Source organism: Mucilaginibacter endophyticus, from assembly GCF_003351025.1.
GTDB classification, from domain to species: Bacteria; Bacteroidota; Bacteroidia; order Sphingobacteriales; family Sphingobacteriaceae; genus Mucilaginibacter; species Mucilaginibacter endophyticus.
Genome location: NZ_QPCG01000009.1, coordinates 37,446 through 63,169 on the forward strand (window position 1 = coordinate 37,446; position 25,724 = coordinate 63,169).

The 25,724-nt window shown below is 42.2% G+C and carries 20 protein-coding genes; 9 read left to right on the forward strand and 11 right to left on the reverse strand.

What is annotated here, in order from left to right; translation table 11 throughout:
* Positions 1 to 21: 21 nt before the first annotated feature.
* Positions 22 to 1,920, reverse strand: a complete 1,899-nt coding sequence (locus DUL71_RS27420) for a DNA topoisomerase IV subunit B (RefSeq protein WP_114941030.1) — start codon at positions 1,918 to 1,920, stop codon at positions 22 to 24.
* A gap of 746 nt (positions 1,921 to 2,666) precedes the next feature.
* Positions 2,667 to 3,368 (reverse strand): hypothetical protein, encoded by a 702-nt coding sequence (locus DUL71_RS27425; protein WP_154402487.1) that lies wholly within the window; start codon positions 3,366 to 3,368, stop codon positions 2,667 to 2,669.
* A gap of 303 nt (positions 3,369 to 3,671) precedes the next feature.
* Here DUL71_RS27425 and DUL71_RS27430 point away from each other — a divergent pair, with 303 nt between their 5' ends.
* The 5 genes from DUL71_RS27430 to DUL71_RS27450 all read left to right on the forward strand — a co-directional run bounded on the left by DUL71_RS27430 (position 3,672) and on the right by DUL71_RS27450 (position 10,980).
* Positions 3,672 to 6,422: a DNA gyrase/topoisomerase IV subunit A gene (locus tag DUL71_RS27430; RefSeq protein WP_114941032.1), complete on the forward strand. Its 2,751-nt coding sequence runs from the start codon at positions 3,672 to 3,674 to the stop codon at positions 6,420 to 6,422.
* A gap of 176 nt (positions 6,423 to 6,598) precedes the next feature.
* Positions 6,599 to 7,366, forward strand: a complete 768-nt coding sequence (locus DUL71_RS27435) for a hypothetical protein (protein ID WP_114941033.1) — start codon at positions 6,599 to 6,601, stop codon at positions 7,364 to 7,366.
* Positions 7,367 to 7,764: 398 nt separating this feature from the next.
* Positions 7,765 to 8,040 carry a co-chaperone GroES gene (groES, locus tag DUL71_RS27440; RefSeq protein ID WP_022834050.1) on the forward strand — a complete coding sequence of 92 codons (276 nt, stop codon included), beginning with the start codon at positions 7,765 to 7,767 and terminating at the stop codon, positions 8,038 to 8,040.
* A 146-nt stretch (positions 8,041 to 8,186) separates the two neighbouring features.
* Entirely contained in the window at positions 8,187 to 9,818 is a 1,632-nt protein-coding gene (gene groL, locus DUL71_RS27445; protein ID WP_112568781.1) for a chaperonin GroEL, read from the forward strand.
* Between the two features lie 370 nt (positions 9,819 to 10,188).
* Positions 10,189 to 10,980 carry a mechanosensitive ion channel family protein gene (locus tag DUL71_RS27450; RefSeq protein ID WP_114941034.1) on the forward strand — a complete coding sequence of 264 codons (792 nt, stop codon included), beginning with the start codon at positions 10,189 to 10,191 and terminating at the stop codon, positions 10,978 to 10,980.
* 208 nt (positions 10,981 to 11,188) lie between these two features.
* Here DUL71_RS27450 and DUL71_RS27455 read toward each other — a convergent pair whose 3' ends face one another.
* Genes DUL71_RS27455 through DUL71_RS27480 form a run of 6 tightly spaced genes read right to left on the reverse strand, consistent with a single transcriptional unit; the run spans position 11,189 to position 17,354 of the window.
* Complete coding sequence (locus tag DUL71_RS27455) at positions 11,189 to 12,535, reverse strand: DUF58 domain-containing protein (protein WP_114941035.1); 1,347 nt, start codon at positions 12,533 to 12,535, stop codon at positions 11,189 to 11,191.
* 9 nt (positions 12,536 to 12,544) lie between these two features.
* On the reverse strand, positions 12,545 to 13,522 hold the full coding sequence (locus DUL71_RS27460; RefSeq protein WP_114941036.1) for an AAA family ATPase: 978 nt from the start codon (positions 13,520 to 13,522) through the stop codon (positions 12,545 to 12,547).
* 2 nt (positions 13,523 to 13,524) lie between these two features.
* Positions 13,525 to 14,703 carry a DUF4350 domain-containing protein gene (locus DUL71_RS27465; protein ID WP_114941037.1) on the reverse strand — a complete coding sequence of 393 codons (1,179 nt, stop codon included), beginning with the start codon at positions 14,701 to 14,703 and terminating at the stop codon, positions 13,525 to 13,527.
* The gene (locus DUL71_RS27470) at positions 14,700 to 15,446 is read right to left on the reverse strand and encodes a hypothetical protein (protein ID WP_114941038.1); all 747 of its coding nucleotides are present in this window, start codon (positions 15,444 to 15,446) and stop codon (positions 14,700 to 14,702) included. The genes DUL71_RS27465 and DUL71_RS27470 overlap by 4 nt, the downstream gene beginning before the upstream one ends.
* Position 15,447: 1 nt before the next feature.
* The gene (locus DUL71_RS27475) at positions 15,448 to 16,398 is read right to left on the reverse strand and encodes a hypothetical protein (protein ID WP_114941039.1); all 951 of its coding nucleotides are present in this window, start codon (positions 16,396 to 16,398) and stop codon (positions 15,448 to 15,450) included.
* Entirely contained in the window at positions 16,398 to 17,354 is a 957-nt protein-coding gene (locus DUL71_RS27480; RefSeq protein ID WP_114941040.1) for a stage II sporulation protein M, read from the reverse strand. Before DUL71_RS27480 ends, DUL71_RS27475 begins: the two co-directional genes overlap by 1 nt.
* Positions 17,355 to 17,447: 93 nt before the next feature.
* Between DUL71_RS27480 and DUL71_RS27485 the strand changes: the two genes are divergently transcribed.
* Together DUL71_RS27485 and DUL71_RS27490 are read left to right on the forward strand one after the other, a co-directional pair.
* A complete protein-coding gene (locus DUL71_RS27485) occupies positions 17,448 to 18,191 on the forward strand; it encodes an RDD family protein (RefSeq protein WP_114941041.1) in 744 nt (247 codons plus the stop codon).
* Positions 18,192 to 18,268: 77 nt separating this feature from the next.
* A complete protein-coding gene (locus DUL71_RS27490) occupies positions 18,269 to 19,696 on the forward strand; it encodes an L-serine ammonia-lyase (RefSeq protein ID WP_114941042.1) in 1,428 nt (475 codons plus the stop codon).
* Positions 19,697 to 19,908: 212 nt separating this feature from the next.
* On the opposite strand, the gene DUL71_RS27495 is transcribed toward DUL71_RS27490, so the two are convergent.
* From DUL71_RS27495 to DUL71_RS27505, 3 genes are read right to left on the reverse strand one after another with little or no spacing between them, the layout of a single operon-like run.
* The gene (locus DUL71_RS27495) at positions 19,909 to 20,628 is read right to left on the reverse strand and encodes an SGNH/GDSL hydrolase family protein (protein ID WP_114941043.1); all 720 of its coding nucleotides are present in this window, start codon (positions 20,626 to 20,628) and stop codon (positions 19,909 to 19,911) included.
* Positions 20,629 to 21,384, reverse strand: coding sequence for a lipoyl(octanoyl) transferase LipB (gene lipB / locus DUL71_RS27500; protein WP_114941044.1), 756 nt, complete (start codon positions 21,382 to 21,384; stop codon positions 20,629 to 20,631).
* Positions 21,384 to 22,025, reverse strand: coding sequence for a 4'-phosphopantetheinyl transferase family protein (locus tag DUL71_RS27505; RefSeq protein WP_114941045.1), 642 nt, complete (start codon positions 22,023 to 22,025; stop codon positions 21,384 to 21,386). The genes lipB and DUL71_RS27505 overlap by 1 nt, the downstream gene beginning before the upstream one ends.
* A gap of 211 nt (positions 22,026 to 22,236) precedes the next feature.
* On the opposite strand from DUL71_RS27505, the gene dcd reads away from it, so the two are divergent.
* Positions 22,237 to 22,773 carry a dCTP deaminase gene (gene dcd / locus DUL71_RS27510; RefSeq protein ID WP_112568810.1) on the forward strand — a complete coding sequence of 179 codons (537 nt, stop codon included), beginning with the start codon at positions 22,237 to 22,239 and terminating at the stop codon, positions 22,771 to 22,773.
* Between the two features lie 153 nt (positions 22,774 to 22,926).
* Positions 22,927 to 25,644, forward strand: a complete 2,718-nt coding sequence (locus DUL71_RS27515) for a TonB-dependent receptor plug domain-containing protein (RefSeq protein WP_114941046.1) — start codon at positions 22,927 to 22,929, stop codon at positions 25,642 to 25,644.
* The last annotated feature ends 80 nt before the right edge of the window (positions 25,645 to 25,724 follow it).

Below are 25,724 nucleotides of genomic sequence, written 5' to 3' on the forward strand. Positions count from 1 at the left end.
AATCAGGCAAATCATGGTTCTTTATACAGCTACCGGCAACTCTTCCTCGGCATCAGCTTCTTTAACTATTGTCGGGTTAATGCTTTCGTCGTCCTTTTCAACCCGCAGGTTGTTTACAATATGCATTTGGCGGGTTGGCGTGTTTTTACCCATAAAATATTCCAGGAGCGCTTTAATGTTGGCATCCCTTAATATTACAGGGTCAAGGCGCATATCCTTACCGATAAACAAGCCAAATTCGTCAGGCGAGATCTCACCCAAACCTTTAAATCGGGTGATCTCAGGCTTGTTACCCAATTTGGCAATTGCGTTACGGCGTTCCTCATCGCTGTAGCAATAAATGGTTTCCTTTTTATTACGCACACGGAACAATGGTGTTTGCAGGATAGAAACGTGACCGGCCTTCACGAGGTCAGGAAAAAACTGCAGGAAGAAAGTCATCAGCAACAGGCGGATGTGCATACCGTCCACATCTGCATCGGTAGCTATTACTATGTTGTTATAACGCAAAGCGTCAAGACCATCCTCAATATTCAGGGCGTGTTGCAGCAGGTTAAATTCTTCGTTTTCGTAAACCACTTTTTTGGTTAGGCCAAAGCAGTTTAACGGTTTACCCTTTAAACTGAATACCGCCTGTGTCATCACATCGCGCGATTTGGTGATAGAACCACTGGCCGAGTCACCCTCGGTGATGAATAGTGTAGTATCCTGTTTACGTTCGTGTGTATCATCAAAGTGCAATTTACAATCGCGTAGTTTGCGGTTATGTAATGATGCTTTTTTTGCGCGTTCGTTGGCCAGTTTCTTAATGCCGGCAATATCCTTACGCTCACGCTCCGACTGCAGAATGCGTTTCAACAGGCCATCGGCAGCTTCTGTATTTTTATGCAGATAATTATCAAGTTCTTTCTTAACAAAATCGTTGATAAAACCACGTACCGAAGGGCCGTCCGGACCAACATTTTGTGAGCCCAGCTTGGTTTTGGTTTGCGACTCAAACACCGGCTCCTGCACCTTGATAGCTATAGCGGCAACAATAGAAGCCCTGATATCCGAAGCATCAAACTCTTTTTTATAAAACTCTCGCACGGTTCTTACTACCGCCTCACGAAAAGCCGCTTGGTGCGTTCCGCCTTGGGTGGTGTTTTGGCCGTTCACGAATGAATAATATTCCTCACCGTATTGCTGGCCGTGGGTCATCGCTATTTCAATATCCTCCCCTTTCAGGTGAATAATCGGATAGCGTAAAGTCTCGGCGTCGGTATTACGGCTAAGCAAGTCAAAAAGACCGCGTTCTGAAAAATACTTTTGATTATTAAAGTTGATGGTCAGCCCCGCATTCAGAAACACGTAATTCCAGATCATGCTTTCAACAAACTCCGGGATAAACCGGTAATGCCTGAAAATAGTATCATCAGGAACAAAGTTGATAGCGGTACCGTTGCGTTGAGTGGTATCTTTTTCGCTTTCATCGCGAATGAGCTCGCCTTTGGCAAATTCGGCCAGTTTAGTGCGCCCATCACGATATGACTGTACAGTAAATGAGTTGGAAAGCGCGTTAACCGCCTTGGTACCCACTCCATTTAAACCTACCGATTTCTGGAAAGCCTTACTATCATATTTACCGCCTGTATTTATTTTAGATACGCAATCGATCACTTTACCTAAAGGGATACCGCGGCCATAATCACGCACAGATACTTTATGATCGCTCATGTTAACCTCGATGGTGCGGCCCGATCCCATCACAAACTCATCTATCGAGTTATCGACAATCTCTTTAAGCAATACGTATACACCATCGTCATAAGCAGAGCCATCGCCCAGTTTACCAATATACATACCGGGACGTAAACGGATGTGCTCCTTCCAATCGAGGGAGCGGATACTATCTTCACTATAATTAACTGGTTCTGCCATGTATATAAAGTAGAGAATTTAAAACAGCGCAAAATACGCCTAACTGCAAAAATAAAACTTCCGGCTTAATTAACGGGGAGCAGATATCAACTTATTAACATTGGGGATAGAATCCTTATAAAAAGCAGGGCCGTGCGATTCCCCTCTTGAGAGGGGTGGAGCACACCGTTAGACATTTTCGTAAAATCAGCGCGCATATCTACTCACCCCGACATCGCTGCGCTCGTCACCCCTCTCTACGCAAGCGTAAAGAGGGGATTCTGTTTTTTATTTTCTTTTCCCTCTTTGCGGCGAAGCCGGAGAGAGGGTGGTCCAGCGCAGCGTAGACCGGGTGAGTCAATTATACAGCCTTTCATCTTCCGTCGCTGTCTAATGATGAGCTATTATTCTTGAAAGGGGTGTAGAGGTGTGTTATAAGCATCACGATCGAGACAAAGAGACACACGCCAGCTATCACTCTTCTCCCCCGCTCCATCTCAAACCAACGTGCCTACGCAATTTTATTACCACCTAATTCCCCGTAGGGGATACCTGTTTGTAGCAAAATAACGGCAACAAACCTTTGCCTCGTAGAGGCTACCCTCTCCAACATACTCCGCTCCGTCAGGGTAGCACCTACGGCGCAAAAACTGCTTTTAAGCTTTTCTACAAACAGGTAGCACCTACCGGTGCATAACACCAAGATGGTTATACGTTACACGCACCTATCTTCAAGTGGAAGCTTACTTCCTGATTATCAAAAAATCTTACGGCTTAAACTTTAAACAATTGCTTGCCCTGTCAACGTTTTTAAAAAACTCGGGGCCTTTATCGTTGGTAAAGCAAACGGCCATGATAGTGCCGGTATGGTTACGCTGCAGGGCTATCAGCAAGGCATATTTGTAATGTTTGGTTGCGGGCAGATCAAGCAGGTTTAACAGGTATGATTTTCCGGCATCGGCCTTATAACGTCTTAAAACATTGGCCGGAATGGTACGGATTGGGTTTTCACGCTCGCCTGTAAAAGCTGTGGCGTGGGCTTTACTCATATTAATATATATCGAATCGGGATTTTCGGTTTCCCTGTCGATATCATATTGGCCCTGCTCATAGCTGGTATAGTTTTGCTTTTGGGATTTTACCTGGAACCACACTTCAAAATCCTGTCCGGGTAACTGCAGGGCGTAATCAAATGAAAAATCCTCATCATTGGGCGCCGGAATTTCTTTGAACCCTTTAGGCTGCATGTAAATTACATTGGCCTGGGCTACAAGTTTGGTAAACTCCTTAAACTGATCTGTTCCTGATGGATATTTTGAATAGCCAGACTTAGCTTTCGCAGTGGCGTGTTTCTTGTTATTTTGGGCATATAATGGCCGTGGATTTATCTGGGCAATACTTTTTATAAAGCACAGCAACGATAAAGCCATAAGTAATAAGGGCCGGGTTAGCTTCAAAATAGTTTTCATTTTAGGGGGTATGCAAGAAACAATCCTTGCTTAACACCATAGGTAAATATATAAACAATTAATTAATCAAAATTCGCGTACCATTAATTAATTGTACGGTGCTTTAACGGAGAGATCAATTATTTAATTGTTATACCAATGATTTTTACGCTATCAATTTACAATTGTTACCTGTTAAAACCAAGACAAACGTAACAATTTTGATGCAATTGCAAATTGTCTGTTCATTAAAATATAGTTTACCTCATCTCCACATCAACACATAATCCGTATCTTTACCAATCCAAAAGTTTTTATTGAATAATGAGTGACGATCTGCATCAAAACGATACACCAAACCCTAATGAAGAAAAACTACATACTGTTACCTCACTCGATGGGTTATATGAAAATTGGTTTCTTGATTATGCATCATATGTAATTCTTGACCGGGCCGTTCCGCATATTAATGATGGCTTAAAGCCGGTACAACGCCGTATCCTTCACTCATTGAAGGAGATGGACGACGGGCGATATAATAAAGCTGCCAACGTTATTGGTAATACCATGAAATATCACCCGCATGGTGACGCTTCTATTGGTGATGCCATGGTTCAGATCGGCCAGAAAAATCTTTTGATTGACTGCCAGGGCAACTGGGGCGATCCAGTAACCGGCGACTCGGCCGCTGCTCCGCGTTATATTGAGGCCCGTTTATCGAAGTTTGCGCTTGACGTTGTTTTCAATCCGGATACCACCATTTGGCAGGCCAGTTATGACGGTCGTAATAAAGAGCCCATTACCCTGCCGGTAAAGTTCCCGTTGTTGCTTGCACAGGGTGCCGAAGGTATTGCGGTGGGCTTGGCCACCAAAATTTTACCGCATAACTTTATTGAACTTATTGATGCTTCAATAGCTGTATTAAAAGGCGAGCGCCCTAACCTGATGCCGGATTTTCCGACAGGAGGTATGGCCGATGCCTCGTTATATAATGAAGGACAGCGTGGTGGCAAGGTACGCGTAAGGGCTAAAATTATTGAGCGCGATAAAAAAACGCTCGCCATTACCGAAATACCTTTTACTACCACTACCGGCGGTTTGATTGATAGCGTGATCTCGGCTAATGACAAGGGCAAGATCAAGATCAAAAAGATTGAGGATAATACTGCGAAAGATGTAGAGATCATCATTCACCTTGCTCCCGGTATTTCGCCCGATGTAACTATCGATGCCCTTTACGCTTTTACTGATTGCGAGGTGTCCATATCGCCAAATACCTGTGTGATACAGGATGATAAGCCGCGCTTCATGAGTGTGAACGATATGCTCACCGAAAGCACGTTTTTCACCAAGGATTTGCTTAAGCAGGAATTGGAGATCAGGTTAAAGGATTTGATGGAGAAGATCTTCTTCAGTTCCTTACTCAAGATCTTTATCCAGGAGGGGATGTATAAGAACCCCGAGTACGAAAACTCTGGCAATTTTGAGGTAGTGCTTGAAGTGTTGAACCGCTTGTTTGAGCCTTTCTTCCCCCAGTTTTATCGTACCATACAGCCCGAAGATTATAAAAAGCTGATAGATAAACCTATGAGCAGCATCACCCGCTTTGACGTTAAAAAAGCGGATGAGCAGATGAAGGCGCTCGAGAATGAGATAAAACAGGTTAAGCACGACCTGAAACATCTTACCGAATACACCATTGCCTGGTTCCAGAAACTAAAGGATAAATACGGCAAGGACCGCGAACGTAAAACAGAGCTGCGCACCTTTGATAAAGTGGAAGCTGCCCAGGTAGCTTTGGCTAATATCAAGCTATACGTTAACAGGGCCGACGGCTTTATTGGCTCAGGCCTGAAAAAAGACGACTCGGTTGAGTATGTTGGCGATTGCTCGGACATTGACGAGATCATTGTTTTCAGGGGTGATGGACGTTGCATCATTACCAAGGTACAGGACAAGGTTTTTGTGGGTAAAGACATTATCCATGTTGCCGTGTTTAAGAAGAACGATGAGCGCACCGTTTACAATATGATATATAAAGATGGCGAAAGCGGCATCAGCTATATCAAACGCTTCTCGGTAGTGGGCGTAACCCGCGATAAGGAATACGACCTTACCAAGGGCACTAAAGGCTCAAAAGTATTGTACTTTACAGCCAACCCTAACGGTGAGGCCGAAGTAGTAAACGTACAGCTTAAACCTCATTCCAAACTCAAGAAACTACAGTTTGACGAGGATTTTGCTTCAATAGCTATCAAAGGCCGCGGTTCAATGGGCAATATCATTACCAAATACCCGGTTAAAAAAATCATACTGAAAAGCAAGGGCGTGTCAACCCTGGCCGGTCGCAAGATTTGGTACGATGATATCCTGAAGCGCCTGAATGCTGATAGCCGCGGTAAATACCTGGGTGAATTTGATGGCGACGACCGTATCCTTACCGTGCTTAGCAACGGCGTTTATGAGTTAAGCAGCTTCGACTTAAATAACCACTTTGATGATAAGATGATCCTTATCGAAAAGTATGATCCGCAAGCCGTGTTCTCGATAGTGCACATCGAAGGCAAATCAAAAAACTACCTCGTTAAGCGTTTCTCTTTCGAAAACATAGCGGTAGGCAAACAGATAAGTCTGATCAGTGAAGAAACCGGATCAAAAATGGTATTGATTGGTCATACCGCGCCGGTAATCAGCATGACACATCTGAAAGGCAAGGATCAAACATCTGAAACCCTTGAACTGAATTTGGCAGATGTTATTGATGTTAAAGGCATGAAAGCCATGGGCAACCGCCTTTCACAGCACCCGGTAAAATCAGTTGAACTAATCAACGATGGCATTAACCAGGAAACTGAATCTGAAACAGCAGAAGCAGAAACTGAAACCACCGAAGAAGATGCAGCTACATCAACAGAGGTAAATGAAGATCAGCCGGAGGTTGCTCAGCATGATGAACCGGCCGAACCAGCCGATCAATCAGAAGAGGCACCAAAACCACCAAAAAAAATTGATTTTGAGATCACTAACCCCGACGACATCGACATGGATGACCAGGGACAATTAGGGCTATTTTAATATCAGGCCACCGGTAATAAAACCCGGTGGCTTTTTTGTTTAAAACTATAACTAAACCGGCTTCCGCGATACTCAAACTATTAGCAAAAAAATGCTTCGCCAGCTATAAACACCCTTGTTAGCATCTGTATTTTCGTTATTTTTGGATATTACTAAATCCTATATCATAAACAGGCATGTACTTTGGCGGTGGCAATTATTATTATCTTATACTGATATTAGAGGCATTTTGTATCATACATAGCCTCAGGCGTGGTACTCAACAAAAATGGCTTTGGATCCTTATCATAATACCTGTTTTTGGTAGCCTGTATTACATCTACAGCGAAATACTCGCTAACCGTGGCATTCGCGCACCTAAAATCAACGTTGAGGCGGTTATAAATCCGGGGGCCAAAATAAAACGTCTTGAAGACGAGGTGCGATTTACAGATACTTTTGCTAACCGTGTAAAACTGGCAGATGCCTACCTGGAAGCTGGTCTTACGGATAAGGCCCTCGAAATTTACAAGAATAGCCTTACCGGCGCCTTTGCCGAAAACGAGCACGTAATGGCACAACTCATTGTAGCTTACTTTGAAAAGGGCTTGTATAATGAGGTGATCCCGATTGCTCAGAAACTTTATAAGTTACCGCAATTTGCGCGTTCAAAAGCGCATATCCTGTATGCCAAATCGCTCGAGTTCACTTACCAGGAAAATCTGGCAGAAAACGAGTTTAAGCTGATGAAGGGCCGCTACTCCTATTTTGAACCCCGCTATGAATACGGCATGTTCTTGACCCGAGCAGGCCGGGATGACGACGCATGGCAAATTTTCACCGATATGCTCAATGAGCAATCGCAATTAAGCCCTGTTGAGCGCAAAAGTAATAAGGTATGGTTTGCCAAGGCTAAAGATGAGTTGAAAAAGTTATCGGCGGCGAAGAAGACGGTGCAAGGTTGACGCTATCGATCAATAAAACCAATTGTCATTTCGAACGAACATGCGCGGGCTGTGTGGCAGCGTGAGGAGAAATCTTGTACATCTTGCCCAAACTCAGCATTACAGCATTGCAAGGCGTATAAGATTTCTCTTTCGCCCTGACGCTAATTCCTACCCAGGCTCTCTCGAAATGACATTTTTTTCAAACAGTATTATCGGGCGATCAAGATTCGTCATCCTTAAGTCATACTGACATCCTGACACCATCGGGTTAAAAAATTGTTAAGCAACAAAACACAAGTAACCTTTTGCTGACATTAAAACAGTTTAGCCTGTCAATACTTGCCATAATGCTTGCTTGGCATAATTGATGTTGCGTATCGGGCTGAAAACTTAAATAAAATAAAACAGTTATAACTATGTCATTAAACATTAAACCTATCGGCGATAGGGTTGTAGTGGAAGCTGCAGCAGCCGAAGAGAAAACCGCTTCAGGTATCTTCATTCCTGATACTGCTAAAGAAAAACCTCAGCGTGGAACTATCGTTGCTGTAGGACAGGGAAAAGTTGACGAGCCTTTAACCGTAAAAGTTGGTGATCAGGTTTTATATGGTAAATATGCAGGTACTGAAATTACCTATGAAGGTAAAGAGTACTTAATCATGCGCGAATCAGACATTTACGCAGTTCTTTAATCAATTAGTGAATTAGTGAGTTGTTGAATTAGTGAAACATTCCTGTTCAAACCGCTGGTTTAAAATCAAAGAAATTAAAAAAATAGATTATTGAATGCGAAATCAAATCAATCATTCGCTAATCAATAATTCAATAATTAAAAATCATGGCAAAACAAGTTAAATACAATGTTGAAGCACGCGACGCCCTTAAACGCGGTGTTGATATCCTTGCTAACGCAGTAAAAGTAACCTTAGGTCCTAAAGGCCGTAACGTAATTATCGACAAAAAATTTGGCTCACCAGCTATCACTAAAGACGGTGTTACTGTAGCTAAAGAAATTGAATTAAAAGACGCTCTTGAAAATATGGGCGCTCAAATGGTTAAAGAAGTAGCTTCAAAAACTGCCGATATTGCAGGTGATGGTACTACTACTGCTACCGTTTTAGCTCAGGCTATTGTAACTGCTGGTATTAAAAACGTTGCTGCCGGTGCAAATCCAATGGATTTGAAACGCGGTATCGACAAAGCTGTCGCTGCAGTTGTTGAAAACCTGAAAACTCAGTCACAAACTGTTGGTGAAGACAACAACAAAATCAAACAAGTTGCTTCTATCTCTGCAAATAACGACGAGGTTATCGGTTCGTTAATTGCTGAAGCAATGGAAAAAGTTGGTAAAGACGGTGTTATCACTGTAGAAGAAGCAAAAGGCACTGAAACTGAAGTTAAAACTGTAGAAGGTATGCAGTTTGACCGTGGTTACCTTTCTCCTTACTTCGTAACCAACGCTGATAAAATGGAAGCTGAGTTAGAAAATCCTTTCATCCTGATCTACGACAAAAAGATCTCTTCAATGAAAGAATTGCTTCCAATCCTTGAAAAACAAGTACAAACCGGCAAACCATTATTGATCATCGCTGAAGATCTTGACGGCGAAGCTTTAGCTACTTTGGTAGTTAACAAAATCCGTGGTTCACTGAAAGTTGCTGCTGTTAAAGCTCCAGGCTTTGGTGACCGTCGTAAAGCTATGTTAGAGGATATCGCTATCCTTACCGGTGGTACTTTGATCTCTGAAGAAAGAGGTTACAAATTAGAGAACGCTGATCTTAGCTACTTAGGTACTGCTGAGAAAATCGTTATCGACAAAGATAATACTACAATCATCAATGGTTCAGGTTCTGCAGAAGAGATCAAAGGCCGCGTAAGCCAGATCAAATCACAGATTGAATCTACTACTTCTGATTACGACCGCGAAAAACTACAAGAGCGTTTAGCCAAATTATCTGGCGGTGTTGCTGTACTTTACGTAGGTGCTGCTACTGAAGTTGAAATGAAAGAGAAAAAAGACCGTGTTGACGACGCTTTACATGCTACACGTGCCGCTGTTGAAGAAGGCATCGTAGCTGGTGGTGGTGTTGCTTTCATCCGTGCGGTTGCTTCTATCGCTGACCTTAAAGGTGATAACGAAGACGAAAACACTGGTATCCAGATTATCCGTCGCGCTATCGAAGAACCACTTCGTCAGATCTGCGAAAACGCTGGCATCGAAGGTTCAATCGTTGTGCAAAAAGTTAAAGAAGGCACTGCCGACTTTGGTTACAATGCACGTAGCGATAAATACGAAAACCTGATTGCTGCCGGTGTTATCGACCCAACTAAAGTAGGTCGTGTAGCTTTAGAAAACGCTGCTTCAATCGCTTCAATGCTATTAACCACTGAAGTTGTATTGGCTGATGATCCTGAAGATGCTCCAGCTGGCGCACCTCCAATGGGTGGCGGCATGGGCGGTATGATGTAATATACCCTGCATTCCGCCAATTGGCAGAGTGTACCAAAATACATACTTTTCAAAACCCTGTCTGTTTTTGCAGACAGGGTTTTGTTCTTTAAAACAGGTTGTTATAGTCATAGAAAGGTAAAGCAACAGTCATTAATCAATCATTTGATTAACTTTTGAATTTTGCGCTTCAGCAAAAGCATAAATTTGCATAACAAATCCGATACAGCCCAAATCAGGCACAGGATTTGAATAATACAGGTCATGAAACGTCTATCTCAAAAAACTAAACAAATACAAAGCACCCTGGTTGAATGGGTGTTATTCAAGGGCCCCGAGCTCTTCGTTTCGCTGTACAGTTAACAGATAATTATTAACTTTGCGCCCAGTTATGAAACTGGACGAATTTTACACACAGTTCCACCATTGGCTCATTAACCGCGGCCCCAATTATGTAGGTGGACTAATCATATTTTTTATTGGTTTATGGTTTATTAAGTTTTTGCGTGCGAGGCTTCGTTTGCGCATGATGAAGCGCGGCATCCATTCGTCGTTACAACCATTTTTCCTAAGCTTAACCATTACAGCATTATATGTTTTACTCATTATCTGGGTAATGAACATCATAGGGCTGGAGATGAGCATTTTCACCACCATTATTGGCGCATTTTCGGTAGCGGCGGGTTTAGCCCTATCGGGCACCTTTCAAAACTTTGCCGGTGGTGTACTTATCCTGTTGTTAAAACCTTTCGAACTTGAAGACAGCATTGTTGCCCAGGGACAGGATGGCCGGGTGGTATCTATACAGATGTTTTATACCGTATTGATCACCGCCGATAATAAAACCGTTATTATCCCCAACGGTAAGCTCTTTAATGAAGTTATTGTTAACGTAACCCGCGAAGGTCGCCGCCGCCTGGATTTTGAGATGCGTGTGGGCTATAGTAATGATATGGAGAAGGCAAAGGCTATCATGACACATGTTGTAAACGCCAGTAAAGATATTCTGCATGAACCAGCCGCGCGCGTAGGTGTTATCAGCCTCGACAATGATTGTGTAAGGTTTACCATCAACGTTTGGGTTGATCCGGCTAATTTCCTAAACGCCAAGATCAACCTGCAGGAGCAAATGCTTAAAGAACTTGCAGCAGGCGGTGTAAATTTCCCTAAGCCGGGGTTTTAGGCGTCGCAGAATCAGGAAGTCAAGATTCAAGAGACAAGAAATAATTGCATAGAATCAGGAAATCAAGATTCGAGAAACAAGAACTAATAAGACAAAGCCCAAAGAAAAATTCTCTTCGGGCTTTTTTTATGCATTACAATTCTTAGCTTCTCAATTCTCGACTTTTGACTTCCTGGCTCTTGAATCTTGAATCTTGACTCTACAATTCTCAGAGTTTCTGCTTTGCTTTTATTTCCAGGTAGCGGTTCACCGTATTGATGGTAAGATTTTGAGGGGTTGTCAGTATGGATTGAATGCCGCGACTGGCCAGTTCTTTTACCATTAGCTTTTTGTCGTAGGCAAATTTTTCGGCTATGGTTTTTATGTAGATACCTTCAACGTTGTTTGCCGGTTGTTCGCTCAGGGCACGTAATTCTGTATTTTCAAAAAACACAACCAGCAGCAGGTGAAATTTGGCTATTCGTTTTAAAAAGGGCAACTGCCTTTGCAAGGCCGAGAGGCTTTCATAATTGGTAAAGAAAACGATCAGGCTCCGTTGCTTAATAACCCTGCGCGCGGTAACGTACAGCGCTTCAAGGTTTGTCTCTAAAAAATCGGTTTTCTCTTTGTACAACACCTCCAGTATTTTATTTAGCTGGGTGTATTTACTATCTGAAAGTACAACTGCGCCAATCTTTTCCGCTACGGTGATCAATCCGGCTTTATCTTCTTTTAACAGGGCAACGTTTGATAACACCAGGCTGGCATTAATAGCATAATCAAGCAAACTCATGCCTTCAAACGGCATTTTCATTGCCCGCGATTTATCAATTATGCAATATACATGCTGCGCTTTTTCGTCAACAAAGGAGTTCACCATCAGGTTTCCCTGCCGGGCTGTGGCTTTCCAGTTAATGGTGCGATAGTCATCTCCGGCCACATAGTTTTTTACCTGTTCAAATTCAAGACTATGGCCAATACGCCTGATCTTTTTTATGCCGATATCGGTCAACCGGTTTGAAATGGCCATGAGCTCATATTTGCGCATCTGTAAAAACGATGGGTAAACGGCCAGCGTTTCGGTCTGTTCAAAATTATACCGGCGTTCAATCAAACCCAGGGCCGATTTTACAAAAACACGGATCCAGCCAAACTCATATTCGCCGCGGCGGGTAGGCCTCAGCATATAATTGATCTGTTTACGCTCGTTGGGTTTCAAAGCAATTTCAAACCAGACATCGCGCTTTTGAAACTGAACAGGGATCTCATCAATAATGCTTACGTTTATATTGAAAGCATAACGATTTTCGATATAAATGCTCAACTCATTCTCATCGCTGTTGCTCAATCTTTCGGGAGTAATCCGCCTTGCGAATACCCCTTTGCTTGTTTTCAGCAGCATTAACAAATCAATCGCTAACAGGATGATCAGCACCCAGAAAAACAACTCTGGAATAACACCAAGCCATGGAAAAAAGAATTTGAGCAAAAACAGAAGCGCGCACACCCCAAGTCCGGTAAATAGTCTACCGGTTAAAAACAGGTTTTTATAAATTAAACCAAACAGTTTTTTCACAACCCTGGGTTAGCGTGGCACTTCAATTTTTTGAATCATCTGGGCTATAACAATATCCGGGGTTATGCCCTCCATCTCCTTGTCGGGTGTAAGCATAATACGGTGCCTTAGCACGGGCGGTACCACATAAATAATATCATCTGGAGTAACAAAATCGCGCCCGTTGATTGCAGCCATAGCTTTAGCAGCATTAATAATAGCTAATGAGGCACGTGGCGAACCACCGAGTTGCAACGATTTATTGTTACGGGTTTCGTGAATTACCTTGGCGGTGAACTCTATCAGTTTATCCTCAACATGCAAAGCCCTCACCTGTTTCCTTAATTCATTAATATCAACTGCCGATAATACAGGAGCCACATGGTTTAGCTGATCGGCAGTTTTTTGCTGGTGTTGTTGGGTTACAATGGCAATTTCCTCTTCAAGCGTTGGGTATTTCACCTCTATTTTGAACAAAAACCTGTCTAACTGTGCTTCAGGCAGGCGATAAGTACCTTCGTGCTCAACCGGGTTTTGTGTAGCCAACACCGTAAATGGTTCTTCCATCTTGTATTGATGCCCGTCGATAGTTATCTGCCGCTCTTCCATCACCTCAAATAGTGCCGATTGGGTTTTAGCAGGCGCACGGTTAATTTCATCTATCAGGATAATATTACCAAAAACAGGTCCACGTTTAAATTCAAACTCAGCGGTTTTCGGGTTAAATATCGATGTACCCAAAATATCTGATGGCATAAGATCGGGCGTAAACTGAACACGCGAGTATTGGGCGTCGATGGCTTTGGCAATAAGTTTTGCGGTAAGCGTTTTAGCTACTCCCGGCACACCTTCAATAAGTATATGGCCATCGGCCAGAATGCCTGCGATAAGCAGGTCGATAGATTCATGCTGCCCGACGATGATGGTACCGAGTGTAGCTTTTATCTGTTCTACTGCAGCGCTAAGCTTGCTCAGATCGGTACGTTGTTCAAAAAATTCATTTTCCATATTTACCTGGATCGTGTATAAAATTGTTCAATAAGGTGGTTTGCTTTAATAAGTTCCTGATCAGAGATAGGTGCCTGGCTTAAGATATAATTGATAATACCAACCATTTCGCGTGTTTCTTCAATATCCATATCGGCACGGCTGGCCAGTGTTGCCGTAAATTCCTGATCAATTTTATTGGTTTGCAGCCTGTATTTCTGCCTGATGTATTCGAGCAAATAGGCTACCTTCTTTTGTGCTATATTGCTGTTATCGCGGCGCTCATAATAAACCTGGCCTACTACGGTCACAAAACCCAGGGTACTGTTTTCAAGCGGTGTAATAACGGGTATGATACGCTGCCGGCGTTTCATCTGGTAAAGTACATACACAATAACACTTATGAGCGAAATGAAGTAAGCCCAGCGTAATGGCTCCTTAGCAAAAAGCACCCTGAATTCCGATTCTTCACCATCCCGGCCAATGTTATAATATTCGTCCCAAATGATGGTTTTATTGTTTTTAAGGTATGATAATGCTTTGGCTGCGAACTCCGCGCCGTCGGGCTTCAAAAGGCTGTAATTGGTAAAAAGATTAGGGTCGGTACTTAAATACAAAGCCCCCTTTCCCATATTGAATTTTAAGACGGTGCTTTGATTGCGCGCATTCTGCACCAGCGAAATTGCCTTTGCTGTATCAAAAGCACTAAAATATTCTCCGCGAAGGTCTTTCTCTATAATATATTCTTTATGAGGATCAAGCCCGCTGTTAGTAAAATGAAGTGTATCGGGCTGTTCCCTTACCTCGTAATTGATATTGGTTTCCAATTTAAATTTATTGGATAGTGTATCCCCAAAAGATGTAGATGAGATAAATACATCGTTCCCTTGTTTAATAAAAGGGATCATCTTATCAAAATCGGGCGTTGTGATAGCTGCGTAATTAGAGATAATGATATAAGTTGCATTGGTTACCTTATGATCATGAAGCACATTATACATGGGCTCACGATAGTTTTTCACCTTAGCACCAGGAAAAATATCCGGTAAACGATCGTATAATATTTTGCTCCCTAAGGGAATCTTAGCTTCCTTTAAATAAGAGGGCGTCCAATCAATGGGTTGCGGTTGCTGATATTGGGCTACCAGGTAAATCACCAATATCAATGAAGCAATAAATATGTACGCTTTAAAATCCCTCATCCTAAGTTTTGTTTAAACTGCTTAAAAAGGGTATCTATTTCTGTAAACGACGTACTATCTACCCGGAAATCGCCGTACCATATATATTCAAACTGCCTGGTTAGTATTCTGAAGAGCCGCTTTCTTTCACCTTCGGGTAATTCGTTAACGTAGGCCATATTAGTTTTACCTACCTCCCAGTTAATGATCCCGGCATCATTAAGCTGCTTTAAACTGTATAAGTACAGCAGCCTTACTGCAAGGCGATAATTATGACCGGTAATAGCCTTTTCTATTTCGGCATCAAAGTTTACTTCATGAATATTTTCTATCGATTCGGAATAGGTAAAAGGGATATCACGCGCTTTGCCTCTAAAAACCGATATGGCGTTGATGCCGGTTACCTTATAAAGTATAAACAATACGAATACAACACCAATAGCCACTTCAAGGTAAAAATAAAACCTCCGCGATCCGGCAGCTGCAAACAACTTGCGGTCAATCATTTGCCAAAACCATCTCCAGAACCGGTTCCAAAGTGTTTCACCCGGCAAATCATCCTTGTTATATATAAATTCCTTATCCTTAAGATAGTTGTTTATTTTCTTTTCATTAAAGTGTCGCCGAGCAGGTAATTGTGCGGTATCAATCTTCAATACGGCCGGAGGGGCTTTTTTTTCCGGCGATTTCTTTCCGTTGTCATTAGCAAAACAACAGGCGACGGAAAAAATAATAAACGTTAAGGCTAAGAAAAGGCGGCGCATATCAATACTCTTCTTTTAGCTTAGCAGCTTCATCATCGTCCTTATCCGGGGTCAGGGGCGTCATGATACGTTCCATCAAGCCAATGCTTTCTTTATCTTCTACATAGCTATAATAAGCTACCATCAGGCCGGTAACCGGCACAATATTTACTATTTGTACAACGCTCATACAAATGCAATAAATAATCACCACAACAGATGATACATTATATGGTAAAAATGTTAACGTTCCGCCCGAGACGATAAAGGAAGGTATAGCAAAAAGCAAATAAACCGTGTAAACCAGGATAATGATAACGAAAATAACCCCGAAGGTGCTCCACCATTTCTTTTTTATAAGCTTAAAGCATTTTCCAAATGTGCGGCCAAAACTGGAATTTTCGCCAATCATGATAGGGAAAAACAGGCTTAATACGGTCATAAAATAGCACATAGGCACCATTACACATATCAGGCCGGTAAAACCCGCGGCTACCGGGCTTACGAGGCTCATAGCCGCGGCAGGTAACACACATATAATTGCAGTAGGAATTGCCATCAGAAATAGTAGCAGCATAGAGCCGGACACTCGCCAGAAATAATATTTAAAATAACCCCACACTTCATGCACGGTTGGTAATTCGCCCTTTTTTTGGTTATAGATAACCACGAAGCTTGATACCGTTAAAGTTGACGCAACAATATTCAGGAAGCCGAATATCATCACCATAAAATATTCGATGCCAAACGGGCTCCTGATGTATGAACCACTTCCGCCTAATGATTCTTTATGTGTATTAATTACCTTAAACTGAAGTAAAATAGAGAACAGTATATTTCCGGCTATAAAAAAACCACATAATATGGCATATGCTTTTAATAGTCCTTTCCAGTTTTGGATAATAAAAACTATGGCATCATTGATAATTTCGCCAAAATCACGCGACTGCCTTAATGTAATTTTCGGGATCATTAATTATTGTGACGGTTTAGTTTGCGGTTTAAATATAAGGGGTAAATTACAACATAGGTAACAATAAATGCAAAAGATGCAAGCAATATAAAACAGCTAAGCCACTTAGGCATTTCTGTGTGCCTGGTGACAAAGCTCTCAAATATGGCAGCCATTACGATAATAGGTAATATACCCATCGTGATCTTAAGGCCATCAACAGCACCTTTTTTTAATGAAACCAGGCGGCTGTATGTTTTTGGAAAAATAATGCTGTTCCCTAATATCAGGCCTGCTGCCCCGGCAATAATGATACAGGATATTTCAAGGGTACCATGGATCCATATTACCAGTATCGACTGCAGGCCGAGTCCTTTGCTTATAAAAAAATACTGAAACGAGCCCAGCATGATCCCGTTTTTTAGTAGCAGAAATAGCGTACCAACAGAAAAGAACATACCGGCCACAAAGGTTAACACGGTTATAAACAGGTTATTTTCGGCTATCTGAACAAACATTAAAAAGGGATCTTGATCCTTATAAACCCCAAAAGGATCGCCTTTGGCTATATTTTCATTGGTCATGTTCACATAACCATCGCCCATAATCATATTTACAAAAGTGTTATCATATTTTGCGGATAAAGCCCCTATCAAACAAAAGGTGATAAAGAAAATGAAAGAGATAAGCAGCTGCCTGCGGTACCTTGCAAATACCAGCGGCAACTCCAGCATCCAAAACTGAACAAACCGGTTCCTGCTTTCTTTTTTACTTTTATATATGGATTGATGAAAACGTGCCGCCAAACCATTTAGGTACTTGGTTGTACCTGAGTTTGGATAAAAGGTTTTAGAGTAGGCAAGGTCGTCGGTAATTATAATAAACTGCTCTGCTAAAACATCCGGATCATTGGTGGGGATGTTTTCAAACTCTTTCCACTTCCCGGTTCGCTGCTTAATAAATAAAGCCTCTCTCATTAAATTGCAGGTATAATTTTTTGTTTAAAATAACAACAAAAAAGTAATTGGCAATCAATTTAATTTAATTACTGAAACTTATATTTGTTAGGTATGCAAACAATAGCGATAAAAACAGCACAGAATATTGATATCGATTATGAGGTAGCAGGTCTTGGCGAACGGATACTGGCCCGCCTGATAGATTACGCCCTGTATCTTGCTGTATATCTGATTTATATATGGACAAACGGATCACATTATCACCCCTCTGTATTTTATAGTTTCACGCTGCCACAAATATTGTTTTTGATTTTTTATGGCTTTTACGACATCATTACCGAGCTATTGTTCAACGGGCAAAGCTTAGGCAAATACATCATGAAAATTAAGGTAATAAGCCTTGACGGTGGCCGCCCGCGCTTAGGACAATATCTGTTACGTTATATTTTCAGATTGGTTGATTTTGGGTTAACACTACAAATTGGCGCTATTATATCTGTTGCCGTTACCGAAAATAAACAGCGCATTGGCGATATAGTAGCAAACACAACCCTGGTACGCACAAAAACGCGCACTGGTATTGATTCATTGAATTTTGTACACATAGAAGAAGATTACCAACCGGTAATTCCGGAAGCGGTAATGCTTGCCGACTCAGATATATCATTGATACACGAAGTGCTTAATCATTTTAATAAAACCGCTGACATTATTTTTGTTGATCGCATGGCCGAACGCATATGCAAACAGCTTGACATAAGCATCCCTCATGACCTTACCTCGTACAAATTTTTAGTCGCTGTTTTGAAAGATCACAATTACTATGTGTTAAACGTTAGCCCTCAACTTATTTAATCCTATCTCAAAATACTTATTTGTAACAGTATATACTTTATTCTTTCATAACACTAACTGTAGTATCTTTGACACTGATGCAAAGAGAACAGATTTCGGTTTTTGATATGTTTAAGATAGGCATAGGCCCGTCAAGCTCACATACGCTTGGCCCGTGGCGTGCCGCTCAACAGTTTGTACAGTCGCTTGAGCAACAGGGGGTATTGCCGCTGGTGCAGCAAGTTAAAATATTATTATACGGTTCCTTAGCCAAAACCGGCGTGGGACACGGTACCGATATAGCCATATTGCTTGGCCTGAGCGGCGATGATCCGGTTACTTTTGAGGTTGACCAGGTAACGCCTAAAATTGCACATATCAAAAGCTCACATCAATTGATACTGGGCGGCGTATTACCTATAAGTTTTTATGCCGAAGATGATGTGCTGTTCCTGTTCAATGAAAGCTTGCCTTATCATCCCAATGCGGTAACCTTCCAGGCATTTTTGAGTAATGGCAAGGCTGTGTCAGAAACTTATTACTCCATAGGTGGTGGTTTTGTAGTGAAAGATGGAGCATCCGGCCCGGCCAAAGCCGAGGTAGATCTCCCCTTCCCTATTGATACCGCTTCCGACCTGCTCCATTGGTGCATCAAAACAGGGCTCCGGATCTCAGAAGTTGTAGCCGAAAACGAGCTGGCCTGGCGCAGCGAACAGGAAACCCGCACAGGAACCTTAAACATTTTCAGGGCATTAAAAGAATGCATTTATCGTGGCTGCCATACTACCGGTCAGCTTCCTGGCGGATTAAATGTGGCAAGGCGTGCCGCCAAACTAAACGCCAAACTCATCGGCAATAATAAATACAGCAATTACGATGAGTGGGTTGCAGCCATCAGAAACACAGGCGACAGCTTCAAAAATACGTTAGACTGGGTAAGTTGCTTTGCTTTGGCCGTAAATGAAGAAAACGCTTCATTTGGCCGTGTAGTTACCGCACCAACAAACGGTGCTGCGGGTGTTATACCTGCTGTACTGCAATATTACATTGCTTTTTGCGAAGGCAATACCGAACAAAAGATCATCAACTTTTTGTTTACGGCCAGCGAGATCGGTAGTATCTTTAAAAAAGGTGCCACCATATCGGCTGCTATGGGCGGCTGTCAGGCAGAAATCGGGGTATCATCAGCCATGGCAGCGGCGGCCTTAACCGAGTGTATGGGTGGAACCCAGCGCCAGGTATTGATGGCAGCAGAGATAGCCATGGAACATCACCTCGGCCTCACCTGTGATCCTATAGGCGGGTTGGTACAGGTACCCTGCATCGAGCGCAATACCATGGGGGCTATAAAAGCGATAACTGCTTCACAGCTGGCGCTTCAAAGCAATCCCGAAAAAGCTAAGGTAAGCCTTGATGCCGTAGTGAAAACCATGTGGCAAACCGCATTGGATATGAATTCGAAATACAAGGAAACAAGTGACGGCGGGCTGGCAATTAATATTCCGATTAGTTTGCCGGAGTGTTAGAAGATATTGAATAATCAAACTCAGCACTGGTTGAAGTTTAGCGATAGCGTAACTTCGACTTAAAATAGTTTAAGCTTTCAGCTTAAACTATTGAACTATATCTAAATATTTTACGAAAGCAGGATGCTTCCATTATTATAGGACGAAGTTACGCTATCGCTAAACTTCGACCAGACAATAGCAGTGACGCTTTTTTAAATCCTATTTCTCATCTACTTTTTGGCAAAAATAGCCCCCACATCTACCTTCAACTTATCCACCCACATCCCATACATTTTACCGGAGGGGTGTAAACCGTCATCTGCCAATAGTGAAAGGTCATGTGCCGCCAATTTGGATATACCGGTTATCTCAACGTAATTAACCTTAGCACTGCTGCTTATTTTACGGTTAATATCGTTAAACTGATCTATCTCGGGACCTATCACTGCATCGTTGCCATGTGCATAAGGTGTAACGCCATAATCAGGGATTGATAGTACAAACACATGTTCCCTGATACCGCCTGCGAACTTGATAGCAGTGTTTAAAACCTGTTCAAACTTAACGCGGTAATTTTCCTGGCTTAAACCACCGTATTGATCGTTAACACCTATCAGTAAAGTCACCACATCATAAGTCTTGCTTTTGATATCGCTTTTATCAATGGCTTCGATCAATTGATCGGTTGTCCAGCCGGTACGGGCGATGATGGTTGGGGCATTTACTTTAAAACCTTGTAGCTGGGTAGCCAGTTGGTTAGGAAAAGCCTGATCAATAGGGACAGACTGCCCAATAGTGTATGAATCGCCGAGGGCAAGGTATGTCAAGGTATCCTGTATCACTGTAATTGGTTTTGACGGGGGAGTATAACTAACCGGTGCAGGGGTATTTTTGCCTGCACAGGCCGATAATGCGAACGCCGTAAATAAACTTAAAATTATTCCCTTCATTTATAATATCTCCATACCAAAAAGTACGGAAATATGATGTTTCAAGATTTTTTTAACTTCATTAATATCAACTTCTTGCCCAAGTTCCTGCTGCATAGAAGTAACAGCCTTATCATCGATACCACAGGGCACTATATTTTTAAAATAGCTGAGATCGGTATTTACATTAAGCGCAAGGCCATGCATGGTTACCCAGCGACTGCAGCGCACACCCATGGCACATATTTTACGGGCTTTTTCATTATCGGCATCAAACCAAACACCGGTATATCCTTCATACCGGCCAGCCTTTAAACCAAAATCGGCCAGGGTCAGGATCACCGCTTCTTCCAGCGTACGCAAATACAGGTGAATGTCGGTAAAAAAATTGTCGAGATCGAGGATTGGGTATGATACAATTTGACCCGGACCATGGTAGGTAATATCACCACCGCGGTTTATCGGATAGTAAACGGCGTGTTTTTCTTTCAGGCCTTCCTCATCTAACAGTAAATGTTCGGGCTTACCGCTTTTGCCTAAAGTATATACGTGCGGATGCTCACAAAATACAAGATAGTTGAAAGTTTCATCGGCCTCAATAGTATCGTAAGCTACACCGGTACCTCCATCTTTAGCTGCTGCTTCATACGCCGTTTCGCGGTTGCGGTTTTCAATTTTGGTTTTAACCGTTTCGCTGAAAATAGATTCCTGTTTATCCCAGGCTTGCTGGTAATCGATCAGGCCCCAGTCCTGAAAAAATACTTTTTTGTTTTTCATCACTCGCCCTTTACGTAGCCTATCATATAATCTTCATACTGCATATAGCCTACAGTATAATCGATAACATTAGTTTTTTTATGTAATTGTGCATTTACCACACCATGGTGCTCAAACTGAAACGGCTCAAGGAAAATGTTATCGGCAAAGGAAACTTCTTTTTGGCCGTTGCATTTATAAACAGCCTCTTTGGCGCACCAGCAAACATATAGCTGCTCTATTTTTTGTCTGCCGCCTATAAAAGCCAATTCTTCCTTGCGCATAAACTTGTTGGCAATACGCTCAACTTTTTGCTTTATCTGCTCAATATCTATCCCAACCTTATGCGTTTTGCTGATCATTACAGCTGCATAATCAAAAGAGTGACTTAACGAGATATGATAAGGCAGGTTTACCAGGTAAGGTTTACCATGTTCATCAACCTTGCAGTCGATATACTCGTCGGTACGGAGCATTTTACGCAGCAGTACACGGGTTCCCAGCCAGTGCAGGTGGCGCTTGCCGTTGCTCAGGCTCTCTACAAAATCTTTCTCCTGCTGATTAAGTTGTAACTGGCTATACAGGTCTGTAGCCTCCTCTTCAATACGCCAGAGTGCAAACTCGGTATCATCATCAATACGCTGCCTGTATGCTATCGCCATAAAAGTAAAATTGCAAAATAGGATGCAAACATATGTCAAAAAATATTAAATTGTATACCTGCAACTACATATTCATAATCAACTGACATATATGTGGTTTAGGGGTAGTTTCCGTATTATATCAACGCCTTTCGCTTTCCCATATTGTTCACAAAAGCCGGAAGCAATTGGGCTAATTTTTATAATTTAGCGGCAGCAATAACCTGCCCGTATGATACTATCTGATAAGCGCATCCTCGAAGAAATTGAACAAGGCCATATTATTATTGAACCATTTAACCGCGAATACCTGGGTACCAACTCGTACGATGTGCATTTGGGTAAATATTTGGCTACCTACCGTAACCGGGTGCTGGATGCTAAAGTTCATAACGAGATTGATGGCTTTGAAATCCCTAAAGATGGCTTTGTGCTTCAGCCTAACACACTTTACCTGGGCGTTACCATGGAGTACACCGAAACCCATCGTCATGTGCCGTTTTTGGAAGGCAAATCAAGTACCGGACGTTTAGGTATCGATATCCATGCAACCGCTGGCAAGGGCGATGTTGGTTTCTGCAATACCTGGACACTTGAAATTTCATGTGCTCAGCCGGTACGCATTTATCCTGGCATGCCAATCGGTCAGCTTATTTATTTTGTGGTTGAAGGCGAAATTGAAACTTTATATAACAGCAAAGCCAACGCCAAATACAACAACCCTACTACCCGTCCGGTTGAAAGTATGATGTGGAAGAATAAGTGGTAGTTGTTTAAGTCGAAAGTCTGAAGTCGAAAGTCGTAAGTTCTGAATATAGAAAAAGCCAGACTTTTGACTCAAGACTTCGAACTTAAGACTTCAGACTCAGAACTTCAGACTTAGTACTTTTTGCGTATCTTGGTAGTCACCATTTTACTACCTATGAACTTCAAACGACTATCGGTTGTAACCCTTATCACCTTATTTATTGGTACTGCTTTAGCTTTTATAATACCCGACGATGAACTGGTAACAAAAATCATCGCGCAGCTTGATAAATGGCGCGCCGAGTATCCGCAAGAAAAAGTTTACCTCCATTTTGATAAACCCTCTTATGCTATTGGTGAGGACATCTGGTTTAAAGCCTATGTTACCATTGGCAGTGAGCATAAACTTTCGGCTTACAGTGAAACCCTGAATGTTGACCTGATTGACGATAATGATTCGGTAAAACGCAGCCTTAAACTCCCTTTAACAGCAGGCTTAGCGGCGGGCGATTTTGCATTGGCAGACAGCATGTCTGAAGGGAATTACCGGATCCGCGCCTACACCAACTGGATGCGTAACCAGGGCGAAGCTTATTTCTTTGATAAAACCATAACTGTAGTAAACGGCATTAGCAATAAAGTATTTACCAAAACCGCCTATAGCTACAGCACATTAAACGGTAAACAGAAGGTAACGGCCGTAATTACTTATACTGACCTAAACGGTATACCTTACGTTAATAAACCTGTAAGTTATGAGGCTGAAATAAATGGCAAATCAATTGCGAAAGGAAAAGGTATAACCGACGATAAAGGCAACCTTACAGCCAGCTTTACCAACAACTCACCTGTTGCAATCACAACCGGGCACATCAATACCGAAGTTAAACTTGACGATAAGCGTACCATTACGAAAGCCGTACCTATCAAAACATTATCTAACAAAGTTGATGTACAGTTTTTTCCGGAGAGCGGAAATTTAATTAACGGCATTTTTGAAAAGGTAGCTTTCAAAGCTGTTGGAGCCGATGGCTTGGGCGTTGACGTTAAAGGCTATATCGCCGACGATCAAAATAACCAGATCTCGGCGCTGGGCGAGAGCCATTTTGGTATGGGTACCGTAAATTTCGAACCCGAAAGCGGCAAAACATACAAAGCACATATCACCTATGCCGATGGCTCTGAAGGCATTTTTGATTTGCCCAAAGCGGTTGACAATGGCTATGTATTAAGCGTTAACAGCATGCGTGATGATAAAGTATTTGTGTCTATCATTCCGGGTAAAAATGCAGCAAACGGAACAGCATCCTTGTCGGGCTTAACGCTTATAGCACAATCAGGCGGAGAGCTTTGTTATGCTGGGAAAAGCAAGGATGGAGCAACATCCTTTTCGGCAGCCATTCCTAAAGACAAATTCCCATCGGGTATAGTACAGTTTACCTTATTTTCAGCAACCGGCGAACCATTGAATGAACGCCTTGTTTTTATTCAAAACCCCGACCAGCTTAAGCTTGCCGTTACATCAGAAAAACAAAGCTACAAACCGCGGGAAAAAGTAACCATTAACCTCAATGCAAAAACCAGCGGCGACAAACCCATTATAGGTAGTTTTTCGGCATCGGTTATTGATGAGTCGAAAGTTAATACCGACGAGGCTAACGAAAGCTCAATATTTTCAACACTGCTACTCACTTCCGATCTGAAGGGATATATCGAAAAGCCAAACTATTACTTTACCAATGTAAGCAACGAAACAAAGGCTAATCTTGATGCCCTGATGCTTACCCAGGGATACCACAGATTTGAATGGAAACAACTGCTTGCCGGTAAATTTACGCCGATAGTTTTCAAGCCCGAGAAATCCCTTGAAGTAACAGGTCATCTTAAAACCTTTGGCGGCAAACCGGTACCTAACGGTAAGGTTACCTTATTTTCGACAGCAGGAGGCACCTTCATTATTGATACTGTTGCCGATGCCGAAGGAAAGTTTACTTTTAAAGATCTGGTATTTAGGGATAGTATAAAATTTGTGATCCAGGCACGTACCGCTAAAGACCGCAAAAACCTCGACATCACCCTTGATAAGATAACACCGCAAGCTGTTGGCCCAAATAAAAACGCACCCGATATCCAGGTAAACATCAATGATGGGGCATCAGCTTATCTTTTAAACAGCAAAAAACTCTATGACGAGCAGGTAAAATATGGTATAGGCAACCATACCATCGTACTAAAAGAAGTGGTGATAAAAGAGAAACGGGAAAATCCATTCAAAAATTCGGCGAACCTTAACGGGGCCGGCAATGCCGATCAAACACTTACGAGTAAAGATCTGATATACGGAGGGATGCTTTCGCAGGTACTGCAGGGCCGGCTTAATTTTGTAACATTCAGAAACGGTATCCCATATTCTACCCGGAGCCCAAACACGCCTATGCAAATTATACTTGACGGCGCGTATGTTGAATCGGATTTTTTGGATAACCTTACGCCAAGCGATGTTGCTACTGTTGAAGTATTAAGAACAATTGGTACCACAGCAATTTATGGAGCAAGAGGTTCGGGCGGTGTTTTAGTTATAACCACCAAACGTGGTGGTGGCGATGCTGTTTATAACAAATATGCACCGGGTATTGCCACTTATGCACCTAAAGGGTATTACAGAGCACGTGAATTTTATTCGCCTAAATATGATGATCCTAAAACCAATGCGCAGATGCAGGATCTTAGAAGCACCATTTACTGGTCGCCAGGCTTGATAACCGATAAGGATGGTAATACCTCAATGAGTTTTTTTAATGCCGACGCTAAGGGTATCTATCGTGTAATAATTGAGGGCATTGATGCCGATGGTAACTTAGGCAGACAGGTTTATAGATATAAGGTAGAATAATATTATTTTTTTAGTGGATATTATTAATCCTTTGTGATATTTTAGAGTCATACAGGACACTTACAATCCTACTAAACCTT

Excerpts from the sequence above, each read along its gene's own strand:
- lipB (WP_114941044.1), bottom strand. The coding sequence starts at position 21,384 with ATGAAAAACAAAAAAGTATTTTTTCAGGACTGGGGCCTGATCGATTAC.
- DUL71_RS27465 (WP_114941037.1), bottom strand. The coding sequence starts at position 14,703 with ATGAGGGATTTTAAAGCGTACATATTTATTGCTTCATTGATATTGGTG.
- DUL71_RS27460 (WP_114941036.1), bottom strand. The coding sequence starts at position 13,522 with ATGGAAAATGAATTTTTTGAACAACGTACCGATCTGAGCAAGCTTAGC.
- groES (WP_022834050.1), top strand. The coding sequence starts at position 7,765 with ATGTCATTAAACATTAAACCTATCGGCGATAGGGTTGTAGTGGAAGCT.
- dcd (WP_112568810.1), top strand. The coding sequence starts at position 22,237 with ATGATACTATCTGATAAGCGCATCCTCGAAGAAATTGAACAAGGCCAT.
- DUL71_RS27485 (WP_114941041.1), top strand. The coding sequence starts at position 17,448 with ATGCAAACAATAGCGATAAAAACAGCACAGAATATTGATATCGATTAT.
- DUL71_RS27430 (WP_114941032.1), top strand. The coding sequence starts at position 3,672 with ATGAGTGACGATCTGCATCAAAACGATACACCAAACCCTAATGAAGAA.
- DUL71_RS27475 (WP_114941039.1), bottom strand. The coding sequence starts at position 16,398 with ATGATCCCGAAAATTACATTAAGGCAGTCGCGTGATTTTGGCGAAATT.
- DUL71_RS27420 (WP_114941030.1), bottom strand. The coding sequence starts at position 1,920 with ATGGCAGAACCAGTTAATTATAGTGAAGATAGTATCCGCTCCCTCGAT.
- groL (WP_112568781.1), top strand. The coding sequence starts at position 8,187 with ATGGCAAAACAAGTTAAATACAATGTTGAAGCACGCGACGCCCTTAAA.
- DUL71_RS27490 (WP_114941042.1), top strand. The coding sequence starts at position 18,269 with ATGCAAAGAGAACAGATTTCGGTTTTTGATATGTTTAAGATAGGCATA.
- DUL71_RS27515 (WP_114941046.1), top strand. The coding sequence starts at position 22,927 with ATGAACTTCAAACGACTATCGGTTGTAACCCTTATCACCTTATTTATT.
- DUL71_RS27470 (WP_114941038.1), bottom strand. The coding sequence starts at position 15,446 with ATGCGCCGCCTTTTCTTAGCCTTAACGTTTATTATTTTTTCCGTCGCC.
- DUL71_RS27480 (WP_114941040.1), bottom strand. The coding sequence starts at position 17,354 with ATGAGAGAGGCTTTATTTATTAAGCAGCGAACCGGGAAGTGGAAAGAG.
- DUL71_RS27495 (WP_114941043.1), bottom strand. The coding sequence starts at position 20,628 with ATGAAGGGAATAATTTTAAGTTTATTTACGGCGTTCGCATTATCGGCC.
- DUL71_RS27425 (WP_154402487.1), bottom strand. The coding sequence starts at position 3,368 with ATGAAAACTATTTTGAAGCTAACCCGGCCCTTATTACTTATGGCTTTA.
- DUL71_RS27505 (WP_114941045.1), bottom strand. The coding sequence starts at position 22,025 with ATGGCGATAGCATACAGGCAGCGTATTGATGATGATACCGAGTTTGCA.
- DUL71_RS27435 (WP_114941033.1), top strand. The coding sequence starts at position 6,599 with ATGTACTTTGGCGGTGGCAATTATTATTATCTTATACTGATATTAGAG.
- DUL71_RS27450 (WP_114941034.1), top strand. The coding sequence starts at position 10,189 with ATGAAACTGGACGAATTTTACACACAGTTCCACCATTGGCTCATTAAC.